This window comes from Maribacter caenipelagi (assembly GCF_004364175.1).
Taxonomy (GTDB): Bacteria; Bacteroidota; Bacteroidia; order Flavobacteriales; family Flavobacteriaceae; genus Maribacter; species Maribacter caenipelagi.
In genome coordinates this window covers 121,561-134,228 of sequence record NZ_SNZW01000015.1, presented here as the reverse complement: position 1 = coordinate 134,228, position 12,668 = coordinate 121,561, and the positions used below count along the sequence as shown (strand labels likewise).

The following is a 12,668-nucleotide window of genomic DNA, read 5'->3' as shown; positions in this document are numbered from 1 at the left end:
ATCTGGATTGATTGATGATTACGAGTTGAAAGAAATGAATTTGGCACCAAGGAAAGAAGAGGACAAAATGATTTCAATAAACCAAAAAATCAGAAATGAAATAGGTAAGACTGGTGGTGATAAAGTTACAGTTACGCTATATCTACATACACATGATAAAATTAATAAGAATTCGGAAATTCTTAAATGTTTTGAAGATGCAGGCCTACTCGACTCTTTCAAATCATTAATTAAAGATGATCAAGATGAAATAATAAATGATATCACCTCAAAAATGACAGAGGCCAAACAAATTGAACAAATAAACCACCATATCAACCAATTACTCAATGGGAAAAACTAATTGGGCAAAGGCAAAAAGATATCTTGTAAAAGTTTATGAAGTATTTAGTGAAGACAATAATTTAGTTGCTGAAACTGACAACGTAGGGAATGCCAATGGATTGAATAGTACAGTTTTCAAAAACTTTGTTTCCATTATGCCTTAGGTAATGACATATAAAAACCGGGTATTAATAGATTGTATCCGTTTACGAAAAGGCTACTACACCAGAGGAAATTGTGGAGTTTGAAAGACAAATTTATTTTAGTGACAGTTTCGGTTCTAGTTCAAATTTCGAAATTCACTAGGCGAATGTCCTACCCTTTGTTTAAAGAGCCTTGTGAAATGTTGTGGATATTTAAACCCTAATTCATATGCTATCTCACTTAAAGATTTTGATGGATCAAATACGCGTTCCTTAGCAACTTCTATCAGCTTGTTCTGGATGTACTCTTGGGCAGATTTTCCAGTTTCCTTTTTCACCAAATCTCCAAAATAGTTGGGCGAAAGGTGCATTTTTTCTGCAAAATAACTAACAGATGGTGTTCCAAATTTTTGAGGTTTATCAGATTCAAAATAAAGATTCAAAAGATTTTCGAATTTTTCCAATGAACCTTGATTTTCAATTTCTCGAGTCAAGAATTGGCGATCATAAAAACGTGTACAATAATCCAAAAAGAGTTCAATGTTGGCTACGATCAGCTTTTTGCTATGCTTGTCCAAGTTTTGTTCCAACTCGAACTGTATTTTTTCAAGTAGGCTTAGAATTACCTTCCGTTCTTTGGCCGAAAGGTGTAGGGCTTCATTACTTGAATAGGAGAAAAAACTATAGTTATGTAATTTTTTGCCCAATTCCGTACCTATCAATAAATCGGGATGAAATAGTATTGCATAACCCTTGGGCACATAATTAGGGTCAAAACCACTTAGTTCTATGGTTTGGCCTGGAGCCATAAAGACAAGGGTTCCCTCATCATAATCATAGGGTTTACCCCCGTATTGCATTTTGCATCCCTTGGCATCCTTCAAGAAAACGGCATAGCAATTATAATGGAAGGCATCATAACCTTTGTTCTCATAGCCTTCTTTGTTTACGTCCTCAAAATCAACAATGCCCACTAGAGGGTGCAACACGTCTTGTTTTCTCAAATTAAGGTAATCTCCAACGGTGTCGATGTGCAGTACATTTTTCATTGACCTCTATTTTTTTTGTTAAAGATAAGCCATTGATTGCCAGTAACTCAAACGGTTAACACAAAATCCGTAATAGTGGTAGGTATATCCGTAATCTGGGTAAGACTTTGATGTCGATTACCCAATACTTTTGTCAAGAATCTAAAATCACTACCCAAAATGGGCCCAAGAAAAATGTTTTTTCTGATTTTTTGTTTTCTGGTAATTGGTATTGGCACGGCCCAAAATATATCTAAAAGTACCACGGCCAAATACACGACTGAGGAACTTGATTTGGATGGAAACCTAAACGAACCTATTTGGGAAACGGCGGAAACGGGTGCTGACTTTATCCAATTCTTTCCTACGGATTCCCTTTCAGCCAAGTATCCCACTACCTTCAAGGTGGTCTATTCTGAAACTACATTGTATTTGGGTGTCCGCGCCGAATCCGAAAAGGGGAATTATGTGGTTTCTTCCCTAAGACGGGATTTCGCCGCGACGACTAACGATAACATTTCCTTCCTTTTTGACACCTTCAACGATGCCACCACCGCCTTTTTCTTTGGAGTTACGCCCTACGGGGTACAACGGGAGGGCTTGGTCTCGGAAGGCGGTTCGGCTTTCAACAATACTTGGGACATGAAATGGCAGGCCGAAGCACAGCGTTTTGATGACCATTTCACCATTGAAATTGCCATACCATTTACCTCGTTAAAATTCATCGAAGGAGCCACTTCCTGGCGCTTCCGAAGTTACCGTTGGAACATTCAGAGCAATGAGCAGACCACTTGGACCCAAGTACCCCAAAACCAACTTTTGTCGAGCCTTGCCTATATGGGCGAATTGCGGTTTGAAAGACCGCTTGGCCGCTCCCGAACACCTTTGGCACTTATCCCTTATGTGAACACCTTGGCCAATCGCGATTACGTTTCTGACGATTCCAATGTTGATTTCAAGATAGGTGGGGATGCCAAGGTATCGATAGGCGATGCCATGAATTTGGATATCACCGTAAACCCTGACTTTAGTAATGTGGAGGTCGATGATATTTTTACCAACCTTACCCGTTTTGAGATCCAACTACCTGAGAAAAGACAATTCTTTATAGATAATAGTGACCTTTTTGCAAATTACGGTAATACCTTGGACAACATTCCATTTTTTTCGAGGCGTATCGGGCTTGCGAGGAATGCTGATGGCAACCTTATCGAGAACCAGATTATTGGTGGTGTACGCCTTAGTGGCAAATTGAACCCTACCACACGACTGGGGTTTTTGAACTTGCAGACGGATGCCGACCCCGAAAACGAAATCGCATCCTATAACAACATGATGCTGGCTTTTCAAAAGAAGGTGTTCTCACGATCCAACCTCGGCTTGTTTTGGGTCAATCGTCAAACTTTTGGAGACGATGACTTCATAAATCCTGATACTCGATATAATCGTGTGCTGGGAATCGATTACGATCTGGCATCTGCGGACAATATTTGGACGGGGAACTTTTTTGTACACAAATCATATCAGCCAGGGGATAACCAAGGTAACTTTTCAACACAATCAAGGCTAAATTATGATGACAGGAACTGGCGTTTTGTGGCAGACTTCGTTTATGTAGATGAGGAATATCGGGCCGATCTGGGCTTTGTGCCACGAAAGGATATTTTTAAAACGGGCAATTCGGCTACCCGAAGGTTTTACCCTAAGAATTCAAAATTGAGCAACCACAGCTTTAGTCTTTTAGGCGTTAACTTTTGGCGGCCCAATCTAGATTTCAAACACACCGACTATTTCTACCGAGCTACGTGGGAGGCTAATTTTACCAATCAGTCTACTTTTTCGACAAATGTACAACATGACTATATCTTCTTAACAGCGGACTTTGATCCTACAAGAAGCCCTGGCGCAGTTCCGATACCCGGAGACCGTGGCTATAGGTTCAACCAATTTTCGGCAGAATTTGTATCCAACCCCTCAAACCTTGTCACTTATGGGCTAACAACCTCGGTCGGCGGATTTTTCAATGGGGAGAAGTATTCATTCGGTGGTGAGGTGGGCTATCGTTTCCAGCCTTGGGCGAACGTGCTTTTTGGATTAAATTATGATGGTATTCGGTTGCCTGACCCCTTTGCGGATGCCGATATTTGGTTGGCGACCGCCAGAGCCGAGGTCACCTTTAGCAAATCCGTATTTTGGAATACCTTGGTACAGTACAGCAACCAACGCGATAATTTTGGCATCAATTCAAGATTGCAATGGCGCTTTGCCCCATTGTCAGACTTGTTTTTGGTATATAACGACAATTATTTTACTGAGACCTTTGCACCCCGGTTTCGGTCCATCAACCTGAAACTAACGTACTGGTTAAACATTTAAATTAAGAAACATGAAAACACGAACACTAGGAAAGAATCTGAAAGTATCGGAAATCGGTCTCGGTTGTATGGGGATGAGTTTTGGATATGGCCCTGCGAAGGACGAAAAGGAAATGATTCAAGTCGTCCGAAAAGCAGTTGAAATGGGGGTAACCTTTTTTGATACCGCCGAAGTGTACGGACCCTACTTTAATGAAGAATTGGTAGGAAAGGCTTTGAATCCTTTTAAGAACCAAGTACAAATAGCGACAAAATTTGGTTTTGGTTATCAAGATGGAAAAGTGACGGGCTTGGATAGTAGTCCTGGAACCATTCGAAATATGGTGGATGCTTCCTTACAGCGTTTACAGGTAGATACTATAGATTTATTGTATCAGCATCGGGTTGATCCAAAGGTTCCCATTGAGGAAGTTGCGGGTACGGTTAAGGATTTGATAGCTGAGGGAAAAGTGCAACATTTTGGACTTTCCGAAGCAGGTGTCGAAGTAATCAAAAGAGCACATTCGGAGCAACCGGTTACTTCCTTGCAAAGCGAATATTCATTGTTTTGGCGGGAGCCGGAAGAAGAAATCATGCCCGTATTGGAAGCATTGGGTATCGGTTTTGTACCTTTTAGTCCCTTGGGGAAAGGATTTTTGACAGGCAAAATAGATAGGAACGCCAGTTTTTCCGATAATGATTTTAGAAGTACCGTGCCTCGATTTTCCAAAGAGAACCTGAGGGATAATTTTGCTTTGGTAGATTTGGTTACGGCTTTTGCCAAGGAAAAAGAGGCCACTCCGGCACAAGTTGCTTTGGCTTGGATCCTTTACCAAAAACCATGGATCGTACCCATTCCCGGTACTACAAAGTCTTCAAGGCTGGAAGAAAATTTAGGGGCGACCGGTATTACTTTTACAGATGGGGAACTGCAACAAACTACAGAGACCACCTCAAAGATTGATTTGGTGGGTGAACGCTATTCCGAAGCGAACCAGAAAATGATAAACCGCTAGTAAGTAGCGAAAAATTAAAAATAATAGCAAAAGGATGAAACAGCTTATAACAATTGGTATTGCCATAGTGATTACTGCGTTTCTTGGCGTCACAAATCAAGTGAATGCCCAATCCAAGGATAATACAACCGTGAATTTGGATGCGAAGCAACAATCCATAATTGCCATTGCCTCACTCACCGCAAAAGGCGACCTGCAAACTTTGGAATCCGCTTTAACGGAAGGTCTGGATGCAGGATTGACCGTAAGAGAAATCAAGGAAGTTATGGTGCATCTATATGCCTATTGTGGTTTTCCAAGGAGCTTACGTGGTTTACGGACATTTATCAAAGTTTTGGACGAACGCAAGACCGAAGGAGTTGAAGATCAGCTAGGAGCGGAAGCTACCCCAATAGAAGATAACCGTACAAAATATGAACGGGGAAAAGCGAATCTGGAAGCGTTGGTAAAGGCAAAATTGGACGGCCCACCAGCCGATTATGCGCAATTTGCCCCCATTATCGAAGTCTTTTTGAAGGAGCATCTGTTTGCGGATATTTTTGATCGGGACATTCTGAATTATCGGCAAAGGGAGCTGGTCACGGTTTCGGTTCTGGCAACGATCGGCGGTGTGGAGCCTATGCTGCATTCGCACATGAACATCTGTTTGATTCAAGGAATTACGCCAATTCAATTAAAGGAATTGATGGATGTGGTGGGGAAAAATGTAGATCAAGAAAAAATCGATTCGGCCAAAAAAGTATTGAACGAATTATTGGAATCTAAAAAGCAGTAAGGAAATGAAATATATAGGATTATTAATTTTAATGAGTATGCTATCAATACATCAGACGATTAGGGCACAAAGCGAAAAAAACCCTTTTGGATTGGTATATGAGGGAGCAATTACGGAGAATGTGGATGGAAAAGTCAACATACTTCCCGTTAGGTATAAACTGAACGGAATCGATATTGCGGCAAATGTTTATACACCAGCCAATTATGACCGAACAAAGAAATATCCGGCAATAACAATTGCACATCCTAACGGAGGGATAAAAGAACAGACAGCAGGCCTATATGCACAGCATTTGGCAGAGGCCGGTTATATTACCATTACGGCAGATGCTGCCTATCAGGGTGCAAGTGGAGGCCAGCCACGCCATATGGACAAACCCCAATTTCGTACAGAAGATATCCGAGGAATGGCTGATTTTATTTCACAATATCCTGGGGTAGATAGAGAACGTTTAGGTGCTTTGGGCATTTGTGGCGGCGGTGGCTATACGTTGAAAGCGGTCCAATCGGATAAACGGTTTAAAGCAGTGGCAACCTTGAGTATGTTCAATACAGGAATTGTACGAAAAAATGGTTTTTTGAATTCGCAAGTTTCGACCATTCAAGAAAGGCTAAAACAAGCTTCAAAGGCAAGAGCACAGGAGGCTGGGGGCGGCGAAATCGTTTATTCCGGAGTAGACGGTATTACCGACGAAGAATTAGCAAAAGTTTCAACGCTTTTTTATCGTCAAGGCTATGAATATTATTTTAGGACACACGCCCACCCCAATTCGACTTTTCTTTATACCACAAGCAGTTTAATAGATTTAATGGCCTGGGATGCTACCGACGATATTGACCTCATAGACCAACCTTTATTAATGATTGCCGGCACTAATGCCCAAACATTATATTTGACCTTGGATGCTTTTCCAAAGGCGACCAATGCGAAAAGCAAGGAATTGTTCCTTATCAAAGGTGCAACGCATATAGAAACCTATTGGAAGCCAGAATATGTGAATCAAGCCGTAAATAAATTAGTGGACTTTTATCAAAACCATCTTTCAACTACAGACCTATGAACAGAAAAAATCTTTTAGCGATTATATTGATGGGAACGTTTATATTTTCCTGCAAGCAAGCAGCCGAGAAAAATCAAACCGTCGATTTGAATTCCCAACAAGAATTAATTTTCCCTATAGGGGAAAAGGTCACGAACAATAACTTCATTGGCGATGTATGGGTACATATGCAAGTGATGGCGGATAGTGTGAACCAAAATTCAGTTGGAACGGTAACCTTTGATCCCGGGGCTAGGTCCAACTGGCATTCACATCCCAACGGACAAATTATAATGAGTTTGGAAGGCGAAGGCTATTATCAGGAAAAGGGTAGTGAGAAAAGAATACTACGAAAAGGCGATGTGGTCAAATGCCCTGCTAACACTCCGCATTGGCACGGTGCAAGCGCAGAAAAATCGTTCATACAAATCGCTATAACAAGCAGAGTTGACGGTCCAACGGAATGGCTGGAGCCGGTGCCAGATGAGGAATATTATAATTAAATAAAAACCACATTTGATCTGTTTACATTAAAATATAAAGTTTATTACATGAAAAATAGAATTCTAAACAATGGTGTCGAAATGCCCATATTGGGCTTTGGCATCTTTCAAATTAACGATTTGAAGGAATGTGAGCAAAGTGTCTTGAATGCTATTGAAGTGGGTTACCGATTAATAGACACGGCCGCATCTTATGGCAATGAGGAAGCTGTTGGCAAAGCCATTCAAAAGAGTGGTGTTGCCAGAGAAGAGTTATTTATCACTACAAAACTTTGGATTCAGTCCAATGGGTATGAAGGCACTAAAAAAGCATTTCTGGAATCTTTGGATAAACTGCAATTGGACTATTTGGATTTATATCTCATACACCAACCCTATGGCGATGTGTATGGATCCTGGAGAGCCATGGAAGAATTATACAAAGAGGGTAGGATCAGGGTTATTGGTGTAAGTAATTTTCATCCGGACAGAGTGATGGACCTTATCATTCATAATGAAATAACACCTGCAGTTAATCAGATAGAGACCCATCCATTTCATCAACAGCTAGAAAGCCATAAATTCTTGGAGGAACAAAAAATTCAGATAGAATCATGGGGACCATTTGCGGAAGGAAAGAACGATCTTTTCTCTAATGAATTATTATCAGGGATAGGAAAAAAATATAATAAAACCATAGCACAGGTAGTATTAAAATGGCTAACCCAGCGCGGGGTTGTAGCTATACCAAAATCGGTTAGAAAAGAACGAATGAAAGAGAATTTCAATATTTTTGATTTTGAACTTTCTAAAGAAGATATGGATGCCATTAAATTATTGGATATGAAAACAAGTAGCTTTTTTGACCACAGAGATCCTGCTATGGTGAAGTGGTTGGGGGAACGTACACTATAGATAAATTTAAACTAAAAGCCATGAAGAAATTAAAAATAATACTGTTGTTAACAATGGTGCAATTATGGGTAATAGGCACTTATGCTCAAAAGCCACCCGTTACCCTTGTAGAGCAAGGCAGCTTTACAGTTGGTGGCAGTATTAAATCTAGCCCCGGTACTTTTGACCCAATCACCCATGGAGCCTTCAACCCTTCAAATCAATCTTCGGAAGGACAAACCTTGCATGGAGACCATGCCACTGTTTTTTATCAAATTCCTGATAGTGCAAAAAAATTACCCTTGGTTTTTTGGCATGGGTATGGACAGAGCATGCGTACCTGGCAAACGACCCCAGATGGCAGGGAGGGATTTCAAACCCTATTTTTAAGGCGTAATTTTCCCATATACCTTATTGACCAGCCCCGTAGAGGATTATCAGGAAGGAGCACGGAACCTACTACGATTTCAGCAGCCACGGATGATCAGTTGTGGTTTGGGATATTTAGATTGGGAACGGGAAGCACATTTTATCCAGATGTTCAGTTTTCTGATGATCCAGAAGCGCTGAACCAGTTCTTTAGGCAAATTACCCCGGATACGGGACCATTGAACATTAACCTTAACATAGAGGCGGTTTCCACGCTGTTCGATAAGATTGGACCAGGTGTTTTGGTTACCCATTCCCATAGTGGCGGCCAAGGTTGGTTGACGGCCTTAAAAAATGGGAACATAAAAGGCATTGCATCCTATGAACCCGGTAGTAATTTTGTCTTTCCAGAAGGCGAAGTCCCTGAGACCATCCCCTATGTGGGAGGAGCTTTAAGTGCGAGAAGCGTACCCATGACAGAATTTAAACGATTGACGGAAATACCCATTGTTATCTATTATGGGGATTATATACCCAACGAACCAGTAGCGCATCCTGGTCAGGAACAATGGCGAGCCGCCTTGCAAATGGCAAAGCTTTGGACGGCCACGGTGAACAAGCATGGGGGTGATGCCACATTGGTACACCTTCCAGAAAAGGGCCTAAAGGGAAATACCCATTTTCCAATGTCCGACCTGAACAATGAAAAGGTGGCCGTGTTGTTAGCGGAATGGCTAAAAGAAAAAGGGTTGGATAAAAAATGACACTATGCTGACTAAAAAATTGGGGCTGTTATTGGTATTACTGCATCTGTCTTTACTTAGTTTGGGGCAAAGCGATGATGCCCTAAAAGCGGATACTGATCAAAGAAAAATGATGGTTCGCATAGCGGAACTTGAAATTGAGACGGATTATCTAGATGAATATTTAGAGATACTGAAAGAGGAATCGGAAGCATCACTTAGGCTGGAGCCCGGGGTAATCTGCATTTACCCCATGTTTCAAAAGGAAAACCCTGCACAGATACGACTTTTGGAAATTTATGCCAATAAGGAGGCTTACGAATCGCATTTGAAAACACCTCATTTTCAAAAGTACAAAACAACCACAGCAGAAATGGTAAAAGATTTAAAACTGATTGATATGGAAGCTATTGATCCTGAATCGATGTCGATGGTTTTTAAAAAGCTTTGACCATACAGGAACATTTCTTAATCGGTCAATTTGTAGCTGTTCTATCTAAACTCCCATCGAACAAAAAGTCCATAATTTGCGCCTTCTTCCTTAAATGGACCTGACTGTTCCAAATTAGCTGCAAGACCAAATATAAACTGTTTTCTTTTAAGCCCCGCTCTTAAATACAGATAGCGATGGTTATTGGTGCCAAGCTTCCAACTTTGATTATAAACATATTGTAGCCGGGTATAAAGTCCCCAATGCTCATTGAAAGCGGGCTTATATTCGTAGAGACCAAAAAGTTTAAAGTCTTGGTCTTCATTTAGAAAAAAAGACGCGACATTTACAATAAGCCAATCTTTTGATGCATAGTTGAATTGAGGTCCAACAATGGCAGAAAATCCTGAGATACTGTTGATGTCCGTACCTACCATTAGTCCGAAGCCTTTCCCTATATCATAACTCACCTGAACAGGCATAACAATGCTGTTTTCCTCTTTGTTATTTTCATAATCGGCAGTGTAGGTGGCTACAGTAAAGAAATTAAGCCTACTATTAGGGGTGAATTTTTTCTTGACCACCAACTGAAAATACAAGGCTTCATTACCAAAAAAAGCTTCAACGGGTATTGGAGGTTCTGGCTTTTGTGCCATTACTTTACCTAAAATTAGAAAAAATAGAATGAAAACAAATCTTTTAAACCTTGGCCAATCCATACGTAAAATTTATATGGGACAAAATTAGTTGGCCTACAACGAAGAAGTATTGCCCTAGAGCAACACTTTGAATATTTAGAGTTCGGTTTTTAACCTACTTAAGGTATATGGAGTTATTCCCAAATAGGAAGCTACCATTTTATTGGATAAACGCGTAAGAATAAAAGGCTGGTATTTCATTAACCACTTCAATCTATCCAGTGCACTTTCTCCTTGAAAATTATAAACCCGTTTTGTGGTTGTAATATACGCCATTTCAAGAATATCTCTGTAGACAAGATTTATCTCTGGAATCGTTTTAACAAGGTGGTAGAAATCATTTCTAGAAATTATAAGTACTTCTGATTTCTCTACGGCTTGTATATTCTCGTTGGAGGGTTCTTGGCTTATAAGACTTGTTAATGAGGTGCCAAATTTATTTTCGAAAGCAAAATATCGCGTTAATTCTTTTCCCTCCTCGCTATTGGAATAGAACCTAAGACATCCCTTGTTGACAAAAATATTGAAGTTGCAAACAGTATTTTGATGAAGAAGTACCTCGTTTCGTTTAAGTGTTTTTAGCTTAAAATAGTGGCAATAGTCAAGAAAAGCGTTTTTTTCTACTTGAGTTTTTCGCTGTAGGTAGTCATATAATTTTACGTATACATCATTCATAAGTTAATTTTAAAAATTTAATATGAACAAAACAAACGGTATTATTCAATTTGACATTCGATACTCTTGAAGTGTGTACCACACGTTTCTTAAAAAGTCTTTTGAAGTGCTCTGGGTACACTGTACCTAAATTTAAATTCGGAACAATAATCATCGACCCATATCTAATCTTTTGTGTTGGACAGAGAAGAAATCTGTTTTTTGAATTTAGTTAATGCTTTGTGAACAAATGGTTTGTACTCCTGTAATCCGTAATAATGGTAGGTGAATCCGTAATTGTGGTAAGCATTTCATTTTTAAAATTTCATAGATTTGGAAAAAGTAATTTATAATCTAAATCAATTAAATAAAACAAAATGAGAGCATTGTTAATAGGCTTGTTTATAGGTATGTTAAGCATATCTTCCTTTGCGCAAGAAGCTATTTTTCCCATGGGAGCAAAAGCGAAAAACGTACACCATACCGGTGATATTTGGCTTACGCATGTTGTAGATGCCGATGAAACTTTTAAACATAACGTAGCCCAAGCGGTTTCAGCACCTGGAGCATTTCTCAATTGGCATTTACATCCAGACGGCCAACAATTGTTGATTACTAGCGGCGTTGGTTTTTATCAGGAAAAAGGAAAGGAAGTACAAGTGATGCGAGCTGGTGACGTTATCAAATGCCTTCCCAACGTAGAACATTGGCATGGTGCCACTCCTAAAAGTGCAGTGACCTATTTGGCGATAGGTGGTAGCACACCTACCAAATGGACAGATGAACTTAGTGTTAAGGATTATAACAACATACCGCTTCCTGAAATTAACAATTCAAGTCTTGAAAATGAGATCAAGGAACTTTCTAAAGCCAAATGGAAATGGATGGCCGAAAAGGATGTGGACAAGTTGGCCAATTTGTTTCATGACAAATCAAGGTTTGTACACATGAGCGGCTCCTGGAAAAAAGACAGGGAATTGGAAATCATCGAGACGGGAAGCATTTGGTATAAAAATGCCGATGTACACGATGTGGTTGTGGAAACTTTTGATGACAATACCGTGGTACTTTGGAACCGCATAACCCTCATGGCCCATGTTCGTGGTAACGATGTATCCAATGAATTTACCGTGACCGAATTCTATAAAAAAGAAGGCGACGATTGGAAATTATTGGACCTTACCTTTAGCAGCGTTCGTGATACCCATGAAATTGCGCATTAATACTTCAGAACAAATAATTTATAAAAATGAACAGGAAAATAATACTAAGTCTATTAGTTATGCTCATCACAGGAAAAGTCGCCCTTGCCCAATCGACTGATTTAGAAAAGGAAATCAGAGAGCTGTCCATACATAAATGGCAATGGATGGCCGATAGGGATGCCGATAAATTGGAAGGCCTTTTTCATGATAAAGCCAAGTTCGTCCACATGGGCGGCACATGGGGAAAGGACCGCGAAGTAGAAATCATTAGAGGTGGGTTCATCCACTATAAAAAAGCTGATGTCCATGAAGTCATGGTCGAAGTCTTGAATGATAATACCGTTATACTTTGGAACCAAATTACACTCTTGGCCGTAGTAGGCAGTAATGAAGTGACCAATCCCTTTATGGTAACGGAGGTTTATGTAAAGGAGGATAACACTTGGAAATTGGCCGATCTGACCTTTAGCAAAACAATGACAAGGGAATAACTTGAACAACGCAACTTAAT

15 protein-coding genes are annotated in these 12,668 nt (G+C 40.1%); 12 read left to right on the top strand and 3 right to left on the bottom strand.

All coding sequences use genetic code 11. The features are described 5' to 3' along the window. Together DFQ03_RS11130 and DFQ03_RS18820 are read left to right on the top strand one after the other, a co-directional pair. Positions 1 to 343: DUF1905 domain-containing protein (locus DFQ03_RS11130; protein ID WP_133673526.1), on the top strand; the 343-nt coding region annotated here is incomplete at its 5' end. Then, a complete protein-coding gene (locus DFQ03_RS18820; RefSeq protein ID WP_166637463.1) occupies positions 330 to 488 on the top strand; it encodes a hypothetical protein in 159 nt (52 codons plus the stop codon). The genes DFQ03_RS11130 and DFQ03_RS18820, both read left to right, overlap by 14 nt. Positions 489 to 604: 116 nt before the next feature. Here DFQ03_RS18820 and DFQ03_RS11125 read toward each other — a convergent pair whose 3' ends face one another. Continuing rightward, positions 605 to 1,516 (bottom strand): helix-turn-helix domain-containing protein, encoded by a 912-nt coding sequence (locus DFQ03_RS11125; protein WP_133673261.1) that lies wholly within the window; start codon positions 1,514 to 1,516, stop codon positions 605 to 607. Positions 1,517 to 1,675: 159 nt separating this feature from the next. Between DFQ03_RS11125 and DFQ03_RS11120 the strand changes: the two genes are divergently transcribed. The 8 genes from DFQ03_RS11120 to DFQ03_RS11085 are packed head-to-tail and all read left to right on the top strand — an operon-like array spanning position 1,676 to position 9,621. Continuing rightward, positions 1,676 to 3,871 carry a DUF5916 domain-containing protein gene (locus DFQ03_RS11120; protein ID WP_243834482.1) on the top strand — a complete coding sequence of 732 codons (2,196 nt, stop codon included), beginning with the start codon at positions 1,676 to 1,678 and terminating at the stop codon, positions 3,869 to 3,871. 10 nt (positions 3,872 to 3,881) lie between these two features. Continuing rightward, positions 3,882 to 4,865, top strand: a complete 984-nt coding sequence (locus DFQ03_RS11115; RefSeq protein WP_133673260.1) for an aldo/keto reductase — start codon at positions 3,882 to 3,884, stop codon at positions 4,863 to 4,865. A gap of 34 nt (positions 4,866 to 4,899) precedes the next feature. Further along, positions 4,900 to 5,640 carry a carboxymuconolactone decarboxylase family protein gene (locus tag DFQ03_RS11110; protein WP_133673259.1) on the top strand — a complete coding sequence of 247 codons (741 nt, stop codon included), beginning with the start codon at positions 4,900 to 4,902 and terminating at the stop codon, positions 5,638 to 5,640. A 4-nt stretch (positions 5,641 to 5,644) separates the two neighbouring features. After that, positions 5,645 to 6,703, top strand: coding sequence for an alpha/beta hydrolase (locus tag DFQ03_RS11105; protein WP_133673258.1), 1,059 nt, complete (start codon positions 5,645 to 5,647; stop codon positions 6,701 to 6,703). Then, positions 6,700 to 7,185, top strand: a complete 486-nt coding sequence (locus tag DFQ03_RS11100) for a cupin domain-containing protein (RefSeq protein ID WP_133673257.1) — start codon at positions 6,700 to 6,702, stop codon at positions 7,183 to 7,185. Before DFQ03_RS11105 ends, DFQ03_RS11100 begins: the two co-directional genes overlap by 4 nt. A 48-nt stretch (positions 7,186 to 7,233) precedes the next feature. Next, the gene (locus DFQ03_RS11095; protein ID WP_133673256.1) at positions 7,234 to 8,079 is read left to right on the top strand and encodes an aldo/keto reductase; all 846 of its coding nucleotides are present in this window, start codon (positions 7,234 to 7,236) and stop codon (positions 8,077 to 8,079) included. Beyond that, positions 8,055 to 9,191 carry an alpha/beta hydrolase gene (locus DFQ03_RS11090; RefSeq protein WP_243834481.1) on the top strand — a complete coding sequence of 379 codons (1,137 nt, stop codon included), beginning with the start codon at positions 8,055 to 8,057 and terminating at the stop codon, positions 9,189 to 9,191. The genes DFQ03_RS11095 and DFQ03_RS11090 overlap by 25 nt, the downstream gene beginning before the upstream one ends. A gap of 4 nt (positions 9,192 to 9,195) precedes the next feature. After that, complete coding sequence (locus DFQ03_RS11085) at positions 9,196 to 9,621, top strand: putative quinol monooxygenase (RefSeq protein WP_133673255.1); 426 nt, start codon at positions 9,196 to 9,198, stop codon at positions 9,619 to 9,621. A 41-nt stretch (positions 9,622 to 9,662) separates the two neighbouring features. Here DFQ03_RS11085 and DFQ03_RS11080 read toward each other — a convergent pair whose 3' ends face one another. Both DFQ03_RS11080 and DFQ03_RS11075 read right to left on the bottom strand, forming a co-directional pair. Then, positions 9,663 to 10,319, bottom strand: a complete 657-nt coding sequence (locus DFQ03_RS11080) for a hypothetical protein (RefSeq protein ID WP_133673254.1) — start codon at positions 10,317 to 10,319, stop codon at positions 9,663 to 9,665. 75 nt (positions 10,320 to 10,394) lie between these two features. Next, positions 10,395 to 10,973 (bottom strand): Crp/Fnr family transcriptional regulator, encoded by a 579-nt coding sequence (locus DFQ03_RS11075; protein WP_133673253.1) that lies wholly within the window; start codon positions 10,971 to 10,973, stop codon positions 10,395 to 10,397. Positions 10,974 to 11,329: 356 nt separating this feature from the next. On the opposite strand from DFQ03_RS11075, the gene DFQ03_RS11070 reads away from it, so the two are divergent. After that, positions 11,330 to 12,175, top strand: coding sequence for a DUF4440 domain-containing protein (locus tag DFQ03_RS11070; protein ID WP_133673252.1), 846 nt, complete (start codon positions 11,330 to 11,332; stop codon positions 12,173 to 12,175). A 59-nt stretch (positions 12,176 to 12,234) separates the two neighbouring features. Continuing rightward, entirely contained in the window at positions 12,235 to 12,648 is a 414-nt protein-coding gene (locus DFQ03_RS11065) for a nuclear transport factor 2 family protein (protein WP_243834480.1), read from the top strand. Positions 12,649 to 12,668 lie beyond the last annotated feature (20 nt).